The 19927-nt window shown below is 71.0% G+C and carries 22 protein-coding genes and 1 tRNA gene; 14 read left to right on the plus strand and 9 right to left on the minus strand.

What is annotated here, in order from left to right:
* Positions 1-34: 34 nt before the first annotated feature.
* Positions 35-733: a DNA-binding response regulator gene (locus AB1K54_RS13955; RefSeq protein WP_371203371.1), complete on the minus strand. Its 699-nt coding sequence runs from the start codon at positions 731-733 to the stop codon at positions 35-37.
* Between the two features lie 110 nt (positions 734-843).
* Here AB1K54_RS13955 and AB1K54_RS13960 point away from each other — a divergent pair, with 110 nt between their 5' ends.
* The 3 genes from AB1K54_RS13960 to AB1K54_RS13970 all read left to right on the plus strand — a co-directional run bounded on the left by AB1K54_RS13960 (position 844) and on the right by AB1K54_RS13970 (position 3037).
* Positions 844-1134, plus strand: a complete 291-nt coding sequence (locus tag AB1K54_RS13960; RefSeq protein WP_371203372.1) for a hypothetical protein — start codon at positions 844-846, stop codon at positions 1132-1134.
* Between the two features lie 194 nt (positions 1135-1328).
* The gene (locus tag AB1K54_RS13965; protein WP_371203373.1) at positions 1329-1931 is read left to right on the plus strand and encodes an FABP family protein; all 603 of its coding nucleotides are present in this window, start codon (positions 1329-1331) and stop codon (positions 1929-1931) included.
* Complete coding sequence (locus tag AB1K54_RS13970; RefSeq protein ID WP_371203374.1) at positions 1931-3037, plus strand: folate-binding protein YgfZ; 1107 nt, start codon at positions 1931-1933, stop codon at positions 3035-3037. Before AB1K54_RS13965 ends, AB1K54_RS13970 begins: the two co-directional genes overlap by 1 nt.
* Positions 3038-3045: 8 nt before the next feature.
* On the opposite strand, the gene AB1K54_RS13975 is transcribed toward AB1K54_RS13970, so the two are convergent.
* Positions 3046-3891 carry a class I SAM-dependent methyltransferase gene (locus AB1K54_RS13975; RefSeq protein ID WP_371203375.1) on the minus strand — a complete coding sequence of 282 codons (846 nt, stop codon included), beginning with the start codon at positions 3889-3891 and terminating at the stop codon, positions 3046-3048.
* A gap of 52 nt (positions 3892-3943) precedes the next feature.
* Between AB1K54_RS13975 and AB1K54_RS13980 the strand changes: the two genes are divergently transcribed.
* A complete protein-coding gene (locus AB1K54_RS13980) occupies positions 3944-4690 on the plus strand; it encodes a phosphoglyceromutase (protein ID WP_371203376.1) in 747 nt (248 codons plus the stop codon).
* Positions 4691-4719: 29 nt separating this feature from the next.
* Here the strand turns inward: AB1K54_RS13980 and phoU are convergent, their stop codons facing one another.
* Entirely contained in the window at positions 4720-5409 is a 690-nt protein-coding gene (gene phoU / locus AB1K54_RS13985) for a phosphate signaling complex protein PhoU (RefSeq protein WP_371203377.1), read from the minus strand.
* 167 nt (positions 5410-5576) lie between these two features.
* Between phoU and AB1K54_RS13990 the strand changes: the two genes are divergently transcribed.
* Both AB1K54_RS13990 and AB1K54_RS13995 read left to right on the plus strand, forming a co-directional pair.
* A complete protein-coding gene (locus AB1K54_RS13990; RefSeq protein WP_371203378.1) occupies positions 5577-6806 on the plus strand; it encodes a sensor histidine kinase in 1230 nt (409 codons plus the stop codon).
* Entirely contained in the window at positions 6803-7486 is a 684-nt protein-coding gene (locus tag AB1K54_RS13995) for a response regulator (RefSeq protein WP_371203379.1), read from the plus strand. Before AB1K54_RS13990 ends, AB1K54_RS13995 begins: the two co-directional genes overlap by 4 nt.
* A gap of 27 nt (positions 7487-7513) precedes the next feature.
* Here the strand turns inward: AB1K54_RS13995 and AB1K54_RS14000 are convergent, their stop codons facing one another.
* A complete protein-coding gene (locus AB1K54_RS14000; protein WP_371203380.1) occupies positions 7514-7981 on the minus strand; it encodes a DNA modification methylase in 468 nt (155 codons plus the stop codon).
* A 143-nt stretch (positions 7982-8124) separates the two neighbouring features.
* Here AB1K54_RS14000 and AB1K54_RS14005 point away from each other — a divergent pair, with 143 nt between their 5' ends.
* Together AB1K54_RS14005 and ispD are read left to right on the plus strand one after the other, a co-directional pair.
* Complete coding sequence (locus tag AB1K54_RS14005; RefSeq protein WP_179488954.1) at positions 8125-8607, plus strand: CarD family transcriptional regulator; 483 nt, start codon at positions 8125-8127, stop codon at positions 8605-8607.
* Positions 8608-8642: 35 nt separating this feature from the next.
* Complete coding sequence (gene ispD, locus AB1K54_RS14010; RefSeq protein ID WP_371203381.1) at positions 8643-9860, plus strand: 2-C-methyl-D-erythritol 4-phosphate cytidylyltransferase; 1218 nt, start codon at positions 8643-8645, stop codon at positions 9858-9860.
* Positions 9861-9869: 9 nt separating this feature from the next.
* Here the strand turns inward: ispD and AB1K54_RS14015 are convergent, their stop codons facing one another.
* Entirely contained in the window at positions 9870-10361 is a 492-nt protein-coding gene (locus AB1K54_RS14015) for a GNAT family N-acetyltransferase (protein WP_371203382.1), read from the minus strand.
* A gap of 14 nt (positions 10362-10375) precedes the next feature.
* Complete coding sequence (locus AB1K54_RS14020) at positions 10376-11299, minus strand: DMT family transporter (protein ID WP_371203383.1); 924 nt, start codon at positions 11297-11299, stop codon at positions 10376-10378.
* A 42-nt stretch (positions 11300-11341) separates the two neighbouring features.
* On the opposite strand from AB1K54_RS14020, the gene cysS reads away from it, so the two are divergent.
* From cysS to AB1K54_RS14035, 3 genes are read left to right on the plus strand one after another with little or no spacing between them, the layout of a single operon-like run.
* Positions 11342-12754, plus strand: a complete 1413-nt coding sequence (gene cysS / locus AB1K54_RS14025) for a cysteine--tRNA ligase (protein ID WP_371203384.1) — start codon at positions 11342-11344, stop codon at positions 12752-12754.
* Entirely contained in the window at positions 12747-13736 is a 990-nt protein-coding gene (gene rlmB, locus AB1K54_RS14030; protein WP_371203385.1) for a 23S rRNA (guanosine(2251)-2'-O)-methyltransferase RlmB, read from the plus strand. The genes cysS and rlmB overlap by 8 nt, the downstream gene beginning before the upstream one ends.
* A gap of 3 nt (positions 13737-13739) precedes the next feature.
* The gene (locus AB1K54_RS14035) at positions 13740-14381 is read left to right on the plus strand and encodes an NAD(P)-dependent oxidoreductase (protein WP_371203386.1); all 642 of its coding nucleotides are present in this window, start codon (positions 13740-13742) and stop codon (positions 14379-14381) included.
* 18 nt (positions 14382-14399) lie between these two features.
* Here the strand turns inward: AB1K54_RS14035 and AB1K54_RS14040 are convergent, their stop codons facing one another.
* Complete coding sequence (locus AB1K54_RS14040) at positions 14400-15722, minus strand: DUF4032 domain-containing protein (RefSeq protein WP_371203387.1); 1323 nt, start codon at positions 15720-15722, stop codon at positions 14400-14402.
* Positions 15723-15796: 74 nt separating this feature from the next.
* Complete coding sequence (locus AB1K54_RS14045; protein WP_371203388.1) at positions 15797-16900, minus strand: ABC transporter ATP-binding protein; 1104 nt, start codon at positions 16898-16900, stop codon at positions 15797-15799.
* A gap of 220 nt (positions 16901-17120) precedes the next feature.
* On the opposite strand from AB1K54_RS14045, the gene AB1K54_RS14050 reads away from it, so the two are divergent.
* The gene (locus AB1K54_RS14050) at positions 17121-18080 is read left to right on the plus strand and encodes a DsbA family protein (protein WP_371203389.1); all 960 of its coding nucleotides are present in this window, start codon (positions 17121-17123) and stop codon (positions 18078-18080) included.
* A 41-nt stretch (positions 18081-18121) separates the two neighbouring features.
* Positions 18122-18197: transfer RNA gene (locus AB1K54_RS14055), tRNA-Thr, on the plus strand.
* A 50-nt stretch (positions 18198-18247) separates the two neighbouring features.
* Here AB1K54_RS14055 and AB1K54_RS14060 read toward each other — a convergent pair.
* On the minus strand, positions 18248-18907 hold the full coding sequence (locus AB1K54_RS14060; RefSeq protein ID WP_371203390.1) for a hypothetical protein: 660 nt from the start codon (positions 18905-18907) through the stop codon (positions 18248-18250).
* Positions 18908-18982: 75 nt separating this feature from the next.
* Between AB1K54_RS14060 and AB1K54_RS14065 the strand changes: the two genes are divergently transcribed.
* The gene (locus AB1K54_RS14065; protein WP_371203391.1) at positions 18983-19927 is read left to right on the plus strand and encodes a DMT family transporter; all 945 of its coding nucleotides are present in this window, start codon (positions 18983-18985) and stop codon (positions 19925-19927) included.

Raw genomic sequence — 19927 nt, forward strand, 5'->3', positions numbered from 1 at the left:
TGATGACGTGCGCGCAACCGATGCCCGACGAGCGCTACGCGTCGGTGTGCGCCCGCGGGGCGGGCAGTTGGTCCTCTTCGTAGACGTTGAAGCGGTAGCCGACGTTGCGAACCGTCCCGATCAGCTGCTCGAGGTCGCCGAGCTTCGCGCGCAGGCGACGCACGTGCACGTCGACCGTTCGCGTGCCGCCGAAGTAGTCGTAGCCCCAGACCTCGCTGAGCAGCTGCTCGCGCGTGAAGACGCGGGACGGGTGCGTCGCGAAGAAGTGCAGGAGCTGGAACTCTTTGTAGGTGAGGTCGAGCGGCCGGCCGTGCACCTTCGCCGAGTAGGACGCCTCATCGATCGTGATGCCGGAGGTCTGGATGCGGCTGGAGCCCTGGTCCTTGGTCATGCGCCCGATCGCGAGACGGATGCGGGCGTCGACCTCGGCGGGGCCCGCGGTGACGAGGATGACGTCGTCGACGCCCCAGTCCGTCGACACCGCGGTGAGGCCGCCTTCGGTCACCACGAGCAGGAGAGGGGCGTCGAGCCCCGTGGTGTTGAGGATCTTGCAGAGCGATTTCGCGCCGACGAGGTCGACGCGCGCGTCGACGAAGATCACATCGGCGCTCGGCGCGTTGACGAGCTGCGCGGGCTCGGCCGCGATCTGGCGCACGCGATGGCTGAGCAGCTCCAGTGAGGGCAGAACGGCGCCGCCTCCGTGTGTGGAGCTCAGAACCAGAAGCTGTGCCAACGGGGATCCTCCCTGGCGCCGGGGCGCGCTGTGATCCCAAGTGTACGGTGTGGCGACACGGCCGTGCGCCGGGCGAGACACGCAACGCGGTGCTGCGTCACAATGGAGGGGTGACCGCACCGGAACTCGTGCCCCGCCGCCCGCTCGGCGGAGTGATCGCCGTGTGGGTTCTGGCGGCTCTTTTCGGAGTCGTGATCGGCGTCATCGTGCCGGTCCACGCGCGCGGCCAGTGGATCGCGGTGGCGATGGGCGTGTGCGTCATCGCCTCGTTCGTCGTCCAGTTCTGGAAGGGGCGATCCGACGGGTTCCTGCGCCGTGCGGCGCTCAGCACCGTCGGCGCCTTCCTCGTGCTGGGATTGGTCGGCCTCGGATTCGGGCTGTCGCGGCTCCTGCCCACCTGACGCACGAGCCTGACGCACCACCCGATCCCCGGCCCGACGACGGCGCGCGACCGGGTAAAGTGGCCTCATGGATCTCGTCGCGCTCGAACTCTTCTTCGTGGGCCTGCTCGCGCTCGCGTCGCTGGCCATCGCGTTCACCTCGGGTGTCGTCGTCTGGAACCTCTACCGCGGCCAGCGCTGACGGGCGGCCCGTCGTGCTCGATCTGCCGACAGACCTTCCCGCCGACCTCGCGCCGCTGGCGTGGCTGATCGGCGTGTGGGAGGGCACGGGAGTCATCGACTACGAGGCATCCGGCCATCACTTCTCGGGTGAGTTCGCGCACCGCGTGAGCTTCAGCCACGACGGCGGCGACTACCTCAACTACTCCGCGAACGCATGGCTGCTCGGCGGCGCCGACGCACGCACCCCGCTCGTCGCCGAGATGGGCTTCTGGCGGCTCTCGCGGCCGGCGACGGACGCCGACCCCGGGCCGGGCCTGCTGCCGGCGCGCTCGGCGCCCGTCGTGCGCACCGCCTCGGACGTCGAAGCGCTGCGCACCCCCGAGGGCGGCTTCGACATCGAGGTCTCGCTCGTGCACGCCGACGGCGTCAGCGAGCTGTACCTCGGCCAGATCCGCGGGCCGCGCATCGACATCGCCACCGACGCCGTCGTGCGCACCGCGGGCGCGAAAGCCTACTCGGCCGCGACCCGCATGTACGGGCTCGTCGACAACCACCTGCTGTGGGCGTGGGATGCCGCGGCCCTCGGCTCCGATCTGTCGTCGCACGCGTCGGCGCGGCTGGCCCGGGCCGAATGATGGCCTCTGCGTTCTCGGCCGTTCCCGGCGCGATCGTCGAGGCCGGCGTGCTGCAGCACGTCGGCTCGCCGCTGGCCGAGCAGCGCGACCTCGCGGCGGGCGCGGCCATCGCGCCGCTCGGCGACCGGCGGGTGCTGACGGTCACCGGCGAGGACCGGCTGTCCTGGCTCGACTCCCTCACATCGCAGGCGCTCACGCGCCTGGAGCCGGGCGTGAGCGCCGAGATGCTCGTGCTCGACCCGCACGGGCACGTCGAGCACGAGGCATCCGTCATCGACGACGGCACCACCACGTGGCTCATCGCCGACGCGGCCTTCGCCGAGGGGCTGCTCGGCTGGCTCCGCAGGATGCGCTTCCGGCTGCGCGTCGACCCGCAGGATGCCGGCGACGAGTTCGCCGTCGTCGGGGGAGCGCCCGCTGCGCTCAGGCTCGTCGAGCCCGCCGCGCCGCACGGCGTGCCGCTCGTGTGGCGCGACCGGTGGCCGCAGGTCGCGATCGGCGGCTGGGCGTACGCGCACGTCGAGCCGCACCCCGGGGAAGGGCGGCAGTGGGCCGAGGCGATCGTCACGCGAGACGAAGAGGCCCGCATCGCGCGCGCCGCCGCGGACGGCGAGCTGCGCGTGGCCGGCACCGTCGCCGCCGATGCGCTGCGGGTCGCCGCGTGGCGTCCGCGCCGGTCCAGCGAGGTCGACGAGCGCACGCTTCCGCACGAGGTCGACTGGCTTCGCACGGCCGTGCACCTGGACAAGGGCTGCTACCGCGGACAGGAGACGGTCGCCAAGGTGCACAACCTCGGTCATCCGCCGCGGCGCCTCGTCGCGCTGCACCTCGACGGCAGCGACAGCGTCCTGCCCCGCCGCGGCGATCCCGTGCGCTGCGGCGACGACGCCGTCGGAGTCATCACCTCCAGCGCGCTGCACTACGAGGAAGGGCCGATCGCCCTGGCCCTGGTGCGTCGGTCCACACCGGTCGAGGCCGATCTCGTCGTCGAGTCCGAGGGCGGGCTCATCGCGGCGGCGCAGCAGGTGATCGTCCCGCCGGAGGCCGGGGCGACGGCATCCATTCCGCGCATCCCGCGCCTGGGGCGCCGCGCGCGCGCGGACTGACGCTCACCTCACCGCGGCGCCACCGCGGACCACGGCACGGTCAGCTCGCCCAGCCGCCAGCGCGAGCGCTCCACGAGCGGCCAGCCCCGTTCGCGCAGCGCGCCGAGGGCGGCCTGCCAGCGGTGCACGGGCCCGAACGGCGACAGTGCGGCCGACCGGTCCCATTCGCGGTCCAGGTCCGCGAGCAGGCCGTGCACGGGCTCGCCGGGCACGTTGCGGTGGATCAGCGCCTTCGGGAGCCGCTCCGCGGCGATCGACGGATGCCACGCCTCACCCCCCGCGGACGCGCCGGCGCCTGCGGCCAGGCGCAGCGAGAGGGTCAGCGTCCGCGGCGCCGCGTCGGCGTCGATCGCCACCCACGTGACGATCCGGCCGAGCTCGTCGCACGTCCCCTCCACCAGCAGCCCGTCAGACGAGAGGCGTGCGGCCATCTGCGCCCACGCGTCCCGCACCTGCGCCTGGTCGTACTGGCGCAGCACGTTCATCGCCCGGATGACCGCGGGACGGCGTCCGTGCGGCACCGGCACCTCGAACCCGCCGAGCGCGAACGACACCCGCGCGTCGGGTGCGAAGGGGGTCCGCCCGGCCCGCACGTCGGCGAGCTGTCGGCGCGCGCGGGCGACCCGCGACGGTTCGATCTCGAGCCCGAGCACCTCGACGTCGCCGCGCGCGCGAGCCAGCCGCGCGTGCAGTTCGAGGGCGGTCACACCGCTCGCGCCGTAGCCGAGGTCGACCACGAGCGGGTCCGCCGCGCGGCGCAGCGCGGGGTGGCGCGCGATCCATCGGTCCACGCGGCGCAGGCGGTTCGTTCCCGTCGTTCCGCGCGTCACCTGCCCGACCGGAGACGACGCCATGGGACCATCTTGACCCACAGCGCGCACACTCGCCCGCCGATATCATGGGCGCATGACCGAGCCTTACACGCTGATCCTGCTCCGCCACGGCCAGAGCGCATGGAACAAGTCGAACCAGTTCACGGGGTGGGTCGATGTCCGCCTCACCGAGCAGGGCGAAGCCGAGGCGCGTCGCGGCGGCGAGCTGATCGCCGAGTCGGGCCTGCACCCCGATGTTCTGCACACCTCGGTGCTCACCCGCGCGATCCAGACCGCGAACATCGCCCTGGAGGCCGCCGACCGCCTCTGGATCCCGGTGAAGCGCTCGTGGCGTCTCAACGAGCGCCACTACGGCGCGCTGCAGGGCAAGAACAAGGCGCAGACCCTCGATGAGTTCGGCGAGGAGCAGTTCATGCTGTGGCGCCGCTCCTTCGACGTGCCGCCGCCCGCACTGGCCGACGACAGCGAGTTCAGCCAGGTCGACGACCCGCGCTACGCCGACATCGACGGCGAGATCCCGCGCACCGAGTCACTCAAGCTCGTGATCGACCGGATGCTGCCGTACTGGTTCAGCGACATCGTCCCTGATCTGCAGGCAGGCAAGACCGTCCTGGTCACCGCGCACGGCAACTCGCTGCGCGGTCTCGTGAAGCACCTCGACGGCATCAGCGACGCCGACATCGCCGAGCTCAACATTCCCACCGGCATCCCGCTGGTCTACCGCATCGGCGAAGACCTCAAACCCGTCGCTCCGGGTGCGTACCTCGACCCCGAGGCGGCCGCGGCGGGAGCGGCCGCGGTCGCGAACCAGGGCAAGTGACGTACGTCGTGCCTGCGCGGGACCTGCGGCTATTCGGCGATCGAGGCTGAGGGCTCGCTCGCGATCACGTCGGTGTCGGCCGTCCAGTCGCCGGTGGCGAGGTAGACGACCTTCTTGGCCACCGAGACGGCGTGGTCGGCGAACCGCTCGTGGTAGCGGCTGGCGAGGGTCGCGTCGACCGTCGCGGCGGCCTCGCCCTGCCAGCTGTCGCTGAGCACCTTCTCGAAGACGCTCACGTGCAGGTCGTCGATCTGGTTGTCGGCGGTGCGGATCGGCTCGATGAGATCGAGGTCCTGCGTGCGCAGCACCTCGGTGAGCTGGCGGGCGGCCTCGACGTCGAGCCGGCCCATCTTCGTGAAGGTCGACTTGAGGCCCTTGGGGATCGCGCGCTCGGGAAAGCGCATGCGGGTGAGCTGGGCGATGTGCTCGGCGATGTCGCCCATGCGCTCCAGCGACGCGCTGATGCGCAGCGCGGCCACCACGATGCGCAGGTCGCGGGCCACCGGCTGCTGGCGCGCGAGGATCTCGATCGCGATCTCGTCGAGGGCGACTGCCTTCTCGTCGATCACCGAGTCGTTCTCGATCACCTCTTCGGCCAGCGCGACGTCGCTGGACTCGAACGCTCGGGTGGCCTTGTCGATGGCCACCGTCACGAGTTCGGAGATCTCGACGAGCCGGTTCTGGACGTCCTCGAGCGACTGGTGGAAGACTTCGCGCATCGCAGCACCTTTTCTGTGACGGGGGCGGACGGCCGCTTCGCGACCTTCGCGATTGTCGTCAGCGAAGGTTAACGAACGGTGCCGTGCGAGTGAATAGTACCGGTGGCCCCCTGCACCGGACGGACATCGGCAGAGGAGCGCTCCCGCGGCACTCTACGCTGGAACGCATGCAGACAACGCAGCTTGCGCTGCTCGCGCTGGCCATTGGGGTGATCATCGGGGTTTCCGTGGCGACCGTGGTCTTCGCCTCGCTGCGGGCCCGCGAGCGCTCACGCGCGTATGCGTCGTCGGCCGTGCCCGAGGGTGTCTCGGCCGTGCTGCGAGCGATGGACGACGCGGTGGCGGTCGTCGACGCGTCGGGCACGGTGCTCGCCTCCTCTGCCGCCGCCGAGCCGTTCGGGCTCGTCGAGAGGTCGGCGATCCGCTCGGACGAACTGCGTGCGCTGGTGCGCAGGACCAGGGATGCCGACGCCCCCGCGATCGAGACGCTCCGGCTGCGTCGCGGCACGTCGCCCTCCGAGCTGCGGCTCGTGACGGCGCGTGCGACCCGCATCTCGCCCCGCCTGTCGCTGGTGGCCCTGCGCGACATCACCGAGCGCGAGCGCGTCGAGCAGATGCGGCGCGACTTCGTCGCGAACACGAGCCACGAGCTGAAGACCCCGGTCGGCGCGGTGAGCCTGCTGGCCGAGGCGATCGAATCCGCCGCCGACGACCCCGAGCAGGTGCGCATCTTCGCGGGGCGCCTGTCGGGCGAGGCGTCGCGTCTGGGGCTGCTCACGTCGCGCATCATGAACCTCTCGCGGCTGCAGGCGGCTGACGAGCTCACCGAGATGCGCGACGTCTCGGTCGACGAGGTCGTCGCCTCCGCCGTCGACGCGCACGCGATCCAGGCCGACTCCGCCGGAGTCGAGATCACCCGCGGAGGCCGCCGCGGCCTCTACGTGCGCGGTGACGCGCAGATCCTCGCCGAAGCCCTCGGCAACCTCATCGCGAACGCGATCGCCTACTCGACGAAGGGCTCGACGGTCGGCGTGGGCGTCAAAGATGTCGACGGCATCGTCGAGATCGCCGTCACCGACCGCGGCATCGGCATCGCCGAGGGCGACCAGGACCGCGTGTTCGAGCGCTTCTACCGCGCGGACCAGGCCCGTTCGCGCCGCACCGGCGGCACCGGCCTCGGGCTGTCGATCGTCAAGCACGCCGTGCAGCGGCACGGGGGCGAGGTGCGTCTGTGGTCACGTCCCGGGCGCGGTTCGACCTTCACGATCCGCCTGCCGCTCATCGAGTCGCCCGACCTCGAGCCCACGTCCAAACGCCGCCGCAAGAAGAAGAAGCGACCGGTCGCGCAGCCCGCGCCGCCCGCGTCGCCCACCCGTACGAACGGAGAGACCCGATGACCCGCGTCCTGATCGTGGAGGACGAGCCCGACCTCGCCGACCCGCTCGCCTACCTGCTCCGCCGCGAAGGGTACGAGGTCGAGACCGCCGAAGACGGCCCGTCCGCGCTGGCCTCCTTCCGCGAGCGCGGAGCAGACATCATCCTTCTCGATCTGATGCTGCCGGGGATGCCGGGCACCGAGGTGTGCCGACAGGTGCGCGCCACGTCGGCCGTGCCGATCATCATGCTCACCGCGAAGGACTCCGAGGTCGACATCGTGGTTGGCTTGGAGCTCGGCGCCGACGACTACGTCACCAAGCCCTATTCGGCCCGGGAGCTGCTCGCGCGCATGCGGGCGGTGCTGCGCCGGATCGCGACGCTCGAGGCCGATCTCGATGAGCGCGTGTTCTCGGGCGGGCGGGTCACGCTCGACATCGACCGCCACACGGTCACCGTCGACGGCGCTGAGATCGCGATGCCGCTGAAGGAGTTCGAGCTGCTCGAGGTGCTGATGCGCAACGCCGGTCGCGTCCTCACGCGCGGCCAGCTGATCGACCGGGTGTGGGGGACCGACTACTTCGGCGACACCAAGACCCTCGACGTGCACATCAAGCGCATCCGCTCGCGCATCGAGCAGAACCCGGCCGAGCCGGTGATGCTGCTCACGGTGCGCGGCCTGGGGTACCGTTTCGAGGCCTGAGGTGCCCGCTCGGCCTGCCGGCGCGGGTCAGGGCGCGAGGTCGGCGAGGTAGGGCAGGGTTCCGTCGAGCACCGGGACTGCGACGAGCGCGCCGGTGTGGTCGCCCGACTGGAAGTGAATCTCGAGGTTCGAGCCGAGATCGGCGTCGATGCCCTCGAGCAGAAGCGGCTCCCGTTCGGTGCCGAGGCTGACCACCGAGCGGGCGGGCACGGGCACAGTGGCCTTGACGGCGGGCTCGCCGAACTCGATGGTGAGCGTCTGCGACCGGTCGGTGTCGTTGACGATCGCGGCGATGAGGTTGCCGTCACGGCCGTCCTCGTCGGCGACGATCAGCGCGTTGCGCACCTCGAGCGGGCCCGAGTCGGGGACGTTCACGCCGTCCGACGGCGAGTAGGGGATCGTGGTCGCCTGCGGCGCGAGCATGCTGCAGCCGGTGGTCGCCACAGCGACGGCGAACGTGACGGCCAGCGACGCGATGAGACGCGATTTACCCACGGATCCTCCCAAGAGCCCTGCGACAGCGACACCCTCATTCTATGGGCCGTCAGGGCCCTGTGCCGACCCATCGATTCCCAAGTGGCGAACCTTAGCGTATGTCGCCTGTGGTATGCTGTCCGTTGCCGAAGGGACATAACTGCATGCTTTTTGAGGTTGGCGAGACGGTCGTTTATCCGCACCACGGTGCAGCGACGATCGCGGAAGTGAAGACCCGCATCATCAAAGGCGAAGAGAAGGTCTATCTCAAGCTCCGCGTCACGCAGGGCGACCTGACCATCGAGGTTCCGGCCGACAACGTCGACCTCGTGGGCGTTCGCGACGTGATCGGAAAAGAGGGGCTCGAACGCGTCTTCGAGGTGCTTCGCGCGCCCTTCACCGAAGAGCCGACCAACTGGTCCCGCCGCTACAAGGCGAACCTCGAGAAGCTCGCCTCCGGTGACGTCATCAAGGTGAGCGAGGTCGTGCGCGACCTGTGGCGCCGCGATCAGGATCGCGGACTGTCGGCCGGCGAGAAGCGCATGCTCGCGAAGGCGAAGCAGATCCTCGTGTCTGAGCTGGCGCTGGCTGAGAAGACCGACGAGGAGCGCGCGAGCGTCATCCTCGATGAGGTCCTCGCCTCCTGACGCGTGCCTGCGACCGCACCGGATACCCTCGGGGTGTGAACAGCACCCCCAGTCCCCGCGTGGCGGTGATCGTCGTCGCCGCGGGATCCGGCACACGGCTCGGCCTCGACGCGCCGAAGGCGTTCGTCGGCCTCGGCCGGCACACCATCCTGCGACACGCTCTGGACGGAGTCCTTCGCACCGGCACGCCGATTCAGGTCGTCGTGGTGGCGCCCGCGGGGCGAGAGGGCGCCGCCGAGACCGATCTGCTCGAGGCGGCCGACGCCGCCGGCGTCTCGCGAGATCTCGTCCGCGTCACCACGGGGGGCACGACACGCCAGGGGTCCGTCGCCGCGGGGATCTCGGCTCTGCTGCCGACCGTGCAGACCGTGCTCGTCCACGACGCCGCGCGTGCGCTCACGCCCCCCGCCGTGTTCGACCGGGTGATCGAGGCGGTCGAGCGCACCGAGCGGGGGATCGTGCCGGTGCTTGCGGTGATCGACACGATCAAGCGCGTCGACGGCGACCTCATCACCGGTGTCGTCGACCGTTCCGAACTCGCCGCCGCGCAGACCCCGCAGGGCTTCGAGCGCGCCGGTCTCGAGGCCGCCTACCAGGCGGCCGACGAGGAGTACACCGACGATGCCGCGCTGATGGCGGAGGCGGGGCATCCGCTCGGCTCGGTCGAGGGCTCGGCCCTGGCGTTCAAGATCACCACCCCGGCGGATCTCGACCGCGCCCGCGCGCTCGTCGAGGACTCACCGCTGCCGCCGCTGCCGGTCTCGCTCGACCAGGCCCCGCGCGCGCCGCGGGTCGGCGTGGGCGCCGACGTGCACGCGTTCGGCCGCGAGGGCCCGCTGTGGCTGGCGGGCCTCGAATGGCCGGGCGAGCCGGCATTGTCGGGGCACTCCGACGGGGACGCGGTGGCCCACGCGATCGTCGACGCGTTGCTGTCTGCAGCCGCCCTCGGCGACATCGGCACGCACTTCGGCACCGACCACCCCGAGTACGCCGGCGCCCACGCGGAGGCGTTCCTGGCGCGCACGCTGGGGCTCGTCGGCGAGGCGGGCTGGCGCATCGGGAACGTCGCCGTGCAGGTGCGCGCGAACCGCCCGCGCTTGGCGACCCGCCGGGCCGAGGCCGAGCGGGCGCTGTCCGAGGCGCTGGGCGGGGCATCCGTCTCGGTGTCGGCCACGACGACCGACGGACTCGGGTTCACCGGCCGAGGCGAAGGCGTCGAGGCGGTGGCGGTCGCGCTGCTCACGCCCGCGTGACGCACCGATTCAGACGCCGGCGCGCGTCAGATCGAGCGTCATGAACACCGAGTACGGGTCGTGGACGTAGTCGCCGAACGGCCCGCATTCCACGAAGCCCTCCGACGCGTACAGCGCCCGCGCGGGCACGAACTCGACCGTCGACCCCGTCTCGAGCCACACACTGGTGCAGCCGCGCCCGCGCGCCACGGCGACGATGTGGCGCAGCATCCGTCGCCCGATGCCGGTGCCGAGGTAGCTCTCGTCCACGCGCATCGACTTGATCTCGGCGCGCTGCTCGGGCGCGTTTCGCTCATCGAGCATCTTGAGCGCTCCGATCCCGGCGAGCTGATCGCCGTCCCACGCGGACCAGAACGTGATCGACGGATGCCGCAGCCGGTCGAGGTCCAGCGCGTGCACGCTCTCGGCGGGTGAGGAGTCGTGCATGCCGGCGAGGTGCGCCGCGATGAGCGCCTGGGTCAGCGGGCCGGACAGATCGTCCAGGCGGATCTCGATGTCCATGGTGTCTCCTGGGCTCACGCCTCGATCGCGTACGGCCGGGGGTCGCGCGGAGTGCGGGCGCCCCACGCCAGCAGGACCAGTCCCGCGGCAAGCACCACGAGGCCGCCGATCGCGAGGGGACTGAGCCGTTCGCCCAGCACAACGATCCCGAGCAGGCTCGCGGTGATCGGCTCGGCGAGCGTCAGGGTCGCGGCCGTGGCGGCCGACAGGCGCAGCAGCCCCCACGTGAAGAGCGTGTACGCGATCGCGATCGTCGCGATGCCGAGCCACAGCGACATCGCCACGCCCGCGGGGGTCGCCAGCCACGCCAGGTCGACGAAGGGCAGCGCGAGCGCGGCGACGATCGCGGAGGTCGCGCCCATCGCCCCCGCGACCGTGAACGGGTCCCATCCGGTGTCCATGAGGCGGCGCTGCGCGTTGGCGAAGACGGCGAACGACGCACCCGCGCCGATCGAGCCGAGGATGCCGACGGGGTCGGCGCCCGCGATCGACCCGGCGTCGCCGCCGACTCCGAGCATCACCACCCCGATCGCGGCGAGCGCGGTCGCGATCATCCACGTGCCGCCCGGACGCCTGTGCGTGAGCGCCCACTCGATGATCCCCGCGATGACGGGCGCCGACCCGAGCGCGATGACCGTGCCCACGGCGACGCCGTTGCGCGCGGTGCCGAGAAAGAACAGGGGCTGGTACGCGGCGAGGCACACGCCCGTCGTGGCCATGAGTGCCAGATCGCGCGCGGTCGCGCCGCGCGCGGGGGAGCCGGTGCGCTGCCGGTGCCGTCGGGCGAGCGCGAATCCGATCGCGGCCAGGGCCGTGCCGCCGATGACCAGTCGCGTGACCCCGACCGACAGGGGCGTGGTGCCTTCGGGGCCGAGCGCCTGCGCGGTGCCGGTGGTGCCGAACAGGACCGCGGCGGCGATCACGGCGAGGATGTGCACGACTCACATTTCTACCCGAAACTCGGCCGGTAGGCTTGACCGGTGACCGTTCAGCTCTACGACACCAAGGCGCAGACCCTGCGCGACTTCGTGCCGGTCGACCCCGAGAACGTCACGATCTACGTGTGCGGCCCGACGGTGCAGTCGGGGCCCCACATCGGTCACCTGCGCGGCGCGCTGAGCTTCGACATCCTGCGTCGCTGGCTCGTTCACCGCTTCGGCCGCGTCACCTTCGTGCGCAACGTCACCGACATCGACGACAAGGTGCTTGCCAACGCGACGCCCGCCGAGCCGTGGTGGGCGCTGGCCTACCGCATGGAGCTCGAGTTCTCGCGCGCGTATGCCGCGATCGGCATCCTTCCGCCGACGTACGAGCCGCGCGCGACGGCGTCGATTCCGCAGATGCACGAGCTGATCGCGCGGCTGATCGAGGCCGGGCACGCGTATACGACTCCGGATGCCGCGGGCGATGTCTATTTCGATGTGCGATCGTGGCCCGCCTACGGGTCGCTGACGCGCCAGAGCCTGGATGCGATGGAGCCCACCGAGGACGCCGAGCCCCGCGGCAAGCGCGACCCGCGCGACTTCGCGCTGTGGAAGGGCGCCAAGCCCGACGAGCCGGCCTCGGGGACCTGGGAGTCCCCGTGGGGACCGGGGCGGCCCGGGTGGCACATCGAGTGCTCGGCGATGTCGCGCCGCTACCTCGGGGCCGAGTTCGACATCCACGGCGGCGGGCTCGATCTGCGCTTCCCGCACCACGAGAACGAGCTCGCGCAGTCCACCGCGGCCGGTGACGCCTTCGCCCGCTACTGGGTGCACAACGGACTGGTCACCGTCAACGGCCAGAAGATGTCGAAGTCCCTCTACAACTTCATCCTCGCCGACGACGTGCTGAGCACCCGCGACCCACTCGTGGTGCGCTACGCGCTCGCCGCCGCGCACTACCGATCCAGCCTCGACATCACCGACTCGACGTTCGACGAGGCCGAGGCCGCGCTCGAACGGATCCGCACGTTCCGCCAGCGCGTGCTGCGTGCGGCGTCCGCTGACCCCCGGATTCTCACGCCGGGCGAGCTGCCCGGGGCATTCGCCGCGGCGATGGACGACGACCTCGGCGTGCCGCAGGCCCTCGCGATCGTGCACGAGACCGTTCGCGCGGGCAACGCGCTGCTGGACGCCGGCGATCTCGCCGGCGCGGTGGCGGCGCTGGGCGCGGTGCGCGCCATGACCGCGGTGCTCGGGCTCGACGGCGGTGATGTCGCCGGCGCGTCGGCGGATGCCGCGGCCGAGGCATCCGCTCTCGACCGGCTCGTGCAGTCGATGATCGACCAACGCGCGCAGGCGCGATCAGACAAGGATTGGGCGGCGGCCGACCGCATCCGCGACGCGATCGCGGCGGCCGGCATCGCCCTCGAAGACGGTCCCGACGGGACGCATTGGAGTTTCAATGGCTAAGCCAGGCCGCCCCGGAGCGGGCAACAGCAAGAAGAAGGGCCCCCAGAAGGGCACCGGCGGCCACAGCCGCAAGGCGCTCGAGGGCAAGGGCCCGACACCCAAGGCCGAAGACCGCGCGTGGCACGTCGCCGGCAAGCGCAAGGCCGCGGCCGAGCGCTACGCGGCGGCCGGCGGCAAGCCGAAGCCGCGGCAGACGAACGTGAACCGCACGCCGCGGTCCAAGGCCAGTGACGACACCGAGACCGTGACCGGTCGCAACTCGGTGCTCGAGGCGCTGCGCGCGAAGATCCCCGCGACGACCCTCTACATCGCCCAGCGCGTCGAGATGGACGACCGCGTGAAAGAGATGCTCGCAATCGCGTCGCACCGCGAGATCCCGGTGCTCGAGGTCACCCGCCCCGAACTGGACCGCATGGCCGGGTTCGACGGCGTGCACCAGGGCGTCGCGCTCAAGGTGCCGCCCTACCAGTACGCGCACCCGCAGGACCTCCTCGAGAGCGTCATCGCAGGCGGCGAGGTGCCTCTGTTCGTCGCCCTGGACGGCGTCACCGACCCCCGCAACCTCGGGGCCATCATCCGCTCGACGGCCGCGTTCGGCGGCCAGGCGGTCATCGTGCCGCAGCGGCGCTCCGCGGGGGTGAACTCCGCGGCGTGGAAGACCAGCGCGGGGGCTGCTGCGCGCGTTCCGGTCGCGATCGCCGCGAACCTCACGTCCATGCTCAAGGAGTTCAAGAAGCAGGGCGTGTTCGTCCTCGGGCTCGACGGCGGCGGCGACGTGTCGCTCCCCGCGCTCGAACTGGCCGACCGCCCCGTCGTGATCGTGGTCGGATCCGAGGGCAAGGGACTGTCACGCCTGGTGACCGAGACCTGCGATCAGGTCGTGTCGATCCCGATCTCGGCGACCACCGAGTCTCTCAACGCGGGGATCGCGGCATCGGTCGCGCTCTACCAGGTCTCCACGCTCCGCTCAGGAAAGGACTGACACATGGCACGCATCGCCGTCATCGGAGGCACCGGCTACGCCGGCAGCAGCATCGTCGCCGAGGGGGTGAGCCGCGGGCACACCATGGTGTCGGTCGCGCGCAAACCCGCCGGTGAGCGCGTGCACGGCGCGACGTACGTCGAAGGGACGCTGCTCGACGTTCCCGGCCTCATCGCCGAGCTCGAAGGCGCCGACGCGATCATCGTCGCCGCGGCGCCGCGCGGAGACATGGCCGACGTGTACGTCTCGGCGGTGCTGACCCTCGCCGACGCCCTCACCGGCTCGCGCACCCGCCTCGGCGTGATCGGCGGGGCGGGTGGCTCGCTCACCGCCCCGGGCGGGCCGCGTCTGATCGACGACGGCTTCCCCGAGGAGTACAAGCCCGAGGCGCAGACGGCCATCGACATTCTCGAGGGCCTGCAGCAGAGCCCCGAGTCGCTGGACTGGTTCTTCATCCATCCGGCCGAGTCCTTCGGCTCCTTCAACCCCGGCGAACGCCGAGGCGTCTACCGCGACGGCGGCGACGTGGTCGTGCGCGACGACGAGGGCGTGTCGTACATCTCGGCTCCCGACCTCGGCAAGGCCTTCATCGATGAGATCGAGAACCCGAGGCACCGGCGCGAGCGGTTCACCGTCGGGTATTGACGCGCGGCGGGCGCGGCCTCAGACCAGGTCGCGCCAGTCGACGGAGTCCGACTCGTCGTCTTCGTCGTCCTGTTCGTCGAGCGACCCGTCGTGGATCCGGATCGGGAGGGTCATCGCCTCGGTGAGCGGCCCCATCACGATCGCCTCGTCGCGCCGATGGCGAAGCACGCCGTCGATGTAGCTCGTGAGCACCTCCGCGAGCGGGACCGAGCGCTCAGTGGCCTGCGACATGTACCAGCGGTGCTCGAGCACCTGGTGGAAGACCTCGGCCGGCTCGAGCTTGGAACGCAGATCCCACGGGATCGACCGCACGACCGGCTCGAAGACGCGAGTGAGCCACTCGTGCGCGACCATCTCTTCGTCTTCGTCGTCCTTGGCGCGCCGCGCGCGGTACTCGTCGAGGTCGTTGAGAAGGCGTCGAGCCTGGTTCTCTTCGACATCGAGTCCGGTGAGGCGCAGCATCCGTCGCTGGTGGTGGCCTGCGTCCACGACCTTGGGCTGGATCGACACACGGGTGCCGTCCATCGCGGCCTCGATCGACATCTCGCCGATGTCGAAGCCCATCTCGTTGAGCCGGCGCACACGCTCGGTGATGCGCCACGACTCGCTGGGTGAGAAGGTCTCCTGGTCGGTGAGCGCCCCCCACAGGGATCGGTACGACGACACGATGCCGTCGGCGATCGCCAGCGCGTCGACCCCGCCCTCGAGCCGACCGCCCGCCTCGAGGTCCATGATCTCGCCGGCGATGTTCGTGCGCGCGACATCGAGGTCGTGCTCGCGCTGGCCGCGCGTCAGGCCGCTCTCGTGCAGCTCGCCGGTCTCGGCGTCGACGAGGTACGCGGCGAAGGCGCCGGCGCTGCGGCGGAAGAGGGTGTTCGACAGTGACACGTCGCCCCAGAAGAACCCGACGTTGTGCAGGCGCACGAGCAGCACGGCGAGCGCGTCGACGAGCCTGGTCGCGGTGTCGGGACGCAGCACGTGGGTGAACAGCGCTCGGTAGGGGAGCGAGAAGCGCAGGTGCGCGGTGACCAGGGCGGCGGGAAGGGGCTCGCCCGAGGCATCCTCCCGCCCGGCGACCACCGCGACGCGCTCGACGCACGGGGAGTCCAGCCGTGCGAGGTTGCCGAGCATGTCGTACTCGCGACGCGCCATCGCCTCGGTGGTCTCTTTGATCGCGACCACACGGCCGGAGAGGTTCGCGAAGCGCACGAGGTGCCTCGAGATGCCCTTCGGCAGGTACACGATCGTGCTCGACGGCCACTCCGCGAGCGGCGTCGACCAGGGGAGAGTCAGCAGCCCGGGATCGACGCTGCGTGCCGTGAACTTGAGTGCTTCGGACATTCCGCCCACCCCCGAAGGCGCGTACGGCGCGGGCGGAGAGTGTCCACCCGCGCCGTACGCGAACCGATCGATTGTTACGCCGCGGCGATGGCCTTGTCGGTGAGGCGCTCGCCCGACTCGTCGTCGAACACGTGCACGTGGCCGGGCACCGCAGCGAGGACGACCTTGTCGCCGGCGTTCGGGTGACGACGGCCGTCGACGCGCGCGACGAAGTCGGTGCGCTTGCCGGCGACCTCGGTGTGCCCGTACAGGTAGCCGTCGGCGCCGAGCTCTTCGACGAGGTCGACATCGACCGTCAGACCCTGGCCGTCGGCCGGGTTCACGATGATGTCTTCGGGGCGGACGCCCACCGTGACCTGGCTGCCGTGCGCCTTGCCGATCGTGTCGGCCTCGACGCCCACGACGGCGTTGCCGAAGCGGACGCCGCCCTCGGCCAGGTCGGCCGGGAACAGGTTCATCGCGGGGGAGCCGATGAAGCCGGCGACGAACACGTTGTTCGGCTTCTCGTACAGGTCGCGCGGGCTGCCGACCTGCTGGAGCAGGCCGTCCTTGAGCACCGCGATGCGGTCGCCCATGGTGAGCGCCTCTGTCTGGTCGTGAGTGACGTAGACGGTGGTGACGCCGAGGCGGCGCTGCAGCGACGCGATCTGCGTGCGGGTCTGCACGCGCAGCTTCGCGTCGAGGTTCGACAGCGGCTCGTCCATGAGGAACACCTGCGGCTGGCGGACGATCGCGCGGCCCATCGCGACGCGCTGACGCTGACCGCCCGAGAGGGCCTTGGGCTTGCGGGTCAGGTACGGCTCGAGGTCGAGCAGCTTCGCGGCTTCGAGGACGCGCGCGGCGCGCTCCTCTTTGCCGACACCGGCGATCTTCAGGGCGAAGCCCATGTTCTCGGCGACGGTCATGTGCGGGTAGAGCGCGTAGTTCTGGAACACCATCGCGATGTCGCGGTCCTTCGGCGGGACGTCGGTGACGTCGCGGTCGCCGATGAGGATGCGGCCCGAGTTGACCTCTTCGAGGCCGGCCAGCATGCGCAGCGAGGTGGACTTTCCGCAGCCCGAGGGGCCGACCAGAACGAGGAACTCGCCGTCGCCGACCTCGAGGTTGAGCTTGTCGACGGCGGGGCGGGTGCCCCCGGGGTACAGACGGGTTGCGTTGTCGAACGTGACGGACGCCATTGTTTCTTCTCCTTCACCGGCAGGTACGTGCCGGACGATCCGTAGTGAGGATGAGCGGGGGCTTGTCCCGCGGCCCGACGTCGGGCGTTCACACAGTATCGCACGGGTAGGACGGAGAGACTCTCTGGGCATTTCCCAGGGTGGCTCACTAGCATCGGTCTCGACCGCTTCACCGGGGCGGTCCGCCCGCCCCAGGCTCCTGAAGCGTTCAAGAGGTTCTATGTCGAACGACGAAACACCCAACGTGCCCGCCACGCGCGATCGCCGCCATGCTGTGCGAGAGAAGGCTCAACTGGTGCAGGCGCAGCAGTCGCGGGCCCGGGCCATTCGCCGGGTGTCGCTGGTGACGTTGCTGGTCGCCGTCATCGCCGCCGCGGCCGTGGTCGTGACCTGGGTCGTGTCGACGTCGGTCTCGAAGCCGACTTCGAGCCCTGCGAACGTGAAGGACGACGGGTTCACCGTGTCGTCCGTCACCGGCGTCGCCTCGGACACCCAAGCCGCGGCCGAGTCCATCGAAGAGAGCGCCGCGACCCTCGAGGTGCAGACGCCTGTCGCCGAGCCGACGCCGGATGCCTCGCCCACCGCGCGCCCGACGGTAGACATCCGCGTGTACGTCGACTACCTCGCCACGGGTGCGCGCGACTTCCAAGTCGCGAACGTGCAGCAGCTGACCGACTGGGTGAACCAGGACGCGGCGACCCTCACCTATTACCCGGTTGCGATGCTCACGGCCAAGTCCAACGGGACCAAGTACTCCTTGCGCGCTGCGAGCGCGGCCGCCTGCGTGGCGACCTACTCGCCCGACTCGTTCTTCGCGTTCAACAACGAGCTGCTCACCGAACAGCCCGAGGTGGACGCCAGCGGCTTCTCCGACAAGGAGCTCGCCGACCTCGCCCAAGGAACGGGAGCGGTCCCGGCGAAGCAGGTCCGCGACTGCATCGAGAACCAGAAGTACGTCGGCTGGGTCAAGTCCGCGACCGAACGCGCGCTCCAGGGTCTTCCCGACACCAAGGGCGTCGCGCTGACCAGCACGTCGATGATCCTCGTCAACGGCACGCCCTACGTCGGCGCGCCCGATGACCCGAAGGAGTTCGCGCAGTTCGTGCTCACGATCTCGAGCGACGCGTACTACAGGACCCCGACCGCGACGCCCACCCCCACGCCGACGCCGAGCTCGTAGGCACGGGGGCATCCGGGGTGGCCCACTAGACTGGGTCACCTGCCGACTTGGCGCAATTGGTAGCGCACCTAACTTGTAATTAGGGGGTTACGGGTTCAAGTCCCGTAGTCGGCTCCATGGCGGCCGCTCAGCGCGCGGACGCGTCACTCCCGCAGCGCGCGGACGCGTCACTCCCGCAGCGCGAACGTGATCAGCACCGGCGTCGCTCCGCTCGCGCGGTCGAACACGAGCGTTGCGGTCACGGTCACCTCGTCGTGTTGGGCGGTGATCACCGCGGTGAACGTGTCGCCGTCGCTGTCGCGGTTGAACTCGGCGAGCCCGTCGTCGAGCGCGTCGATCTCGGCGGGGTTCCAGCCGAGCCCGTCCGCCATTGAGCGCAGCGCGGTCAGCGCGTTCTGCCAGGTCGAGACGCGGTCCAGCCGGATCGACACCGAGGTGAGCTCGTCGTTTCGCGACGAGGCCGACAGCGTCGCGACGTCGTCGACGACGAAGACGTCGTCGCCGGCGGCGACGACCGTGCGGACGGGTCGCCGGAACTCGGCGTCCTTCTGGCCCGTCGCGGGCAGACCGAGGTCGGTCGCCGACGGCCCGCCGGCGCCCATGCGCACGCGCACGACGCCTTCGACGTTCGCGTAGTCGAACCCCGCGTCGGTGAGCATCGTGGAGCCGTCGGACGCCTTCTGCTCGCTTGAGGCCTCGGGCTTCTCCTCGGCCCACCACGAGTTCTGCACGGCGATCGTGGTGAACACGACCCCTGCGATCACGATCACGAGCACCATTGCCGGCAGCCAGGCCAGCAGCCACGTCCTGCGGGAAGATCGAGCCATCCGACAAGGGTAGCCGGGGCATCCCACGTCGCTCACGCGGTCGGGGCCGCGCGCCGCGACGGGCAAGATGGAAGGATGACTTCGCACCGCCTCCCTGCCGGGCTCGCCCTCGCGGGGGCCGCGCTCGTCGGCGTGCTGACGGCGGTGCAGGCGCGGATCAACGGGCAGCTCGGACTGCGCCTGGGCGACGGACTGGTCGCGGCCGCGATCTCGTTCGGCTCGGGACTGGTGCTGCTGATCGTGCTGTCCGCGATCCTGCCTGCCGGGCGCCGGGGTGCGGCGCGACTGGCCGCAGGCATGCGCGAGCGCACGATCCCGTGGTGGATGCTGGTCGGCGGCGCCGCGGGGGCCTTCACCGTCGCGACGCAGGGCCTGGCGGTCGCGGTGATCGGGGTCTCGCTGTTCACGGTCGGCGTCGTCGCGGGCCAGACCCTGTGCGGACTCGTGCTGGACCGCGTGGGCTACGGACCGGCCGGGGTCGTCGCCGTCACCGTCCCGCGGCTGGTCGGCGGTGCGCTCGCCCTGGCCGCGGTGGCCCTGTCGCTCGTCGGCGACGGCGTGGCCGGCATCCCGCTCTGGATGCTGGTGATGCCGTTCGTCACGGGCATCGGGATCGCCTGGCAGCAGGCGACGAACGGCCGACTGCGCCAGCGCGTCGGCACTGCGCTCACCGCGACGCTCGTGAACTTCATCGGCGGGTCGCTCATCCTGGTGGCCGCCGCCCTCGTGCACGTCTCATCGGTGGGCCCGCCGCGCTCCGTGCCGACCGAGGCGTGGCTGTACACCGGCGGAGCCGTCGGCGTGGTGTACATCTTCCTGTCGGCCGCACTCGTCGCGCACACCGGTGTGCTGCTGTTCGGCCTCGCGGCGGTGTGCGGGCAGCTCGTGACCTCGGTCGTCCTCGACGCGGTGTGGCCGAGAGCGGGCGCGGCCGGCATCCTTCAAGAGGTCCTGATGGTGACCGTCGCGCTGCTGTCGGTCGTGGTCGCCACCGTGCCGTGGCGGCGCCTGGCGCGCTGA

This window comes from Microbacterium sp. BWT-B31 (genome assembly GCF_041379855.1).
In the GTDB taxonomy this organism is placed as follows: domain Bacteria; phylum Actinomycetota; class Actinomycetes; order Actinomycetales; family Microbacteriaceae; genus Microbacterium.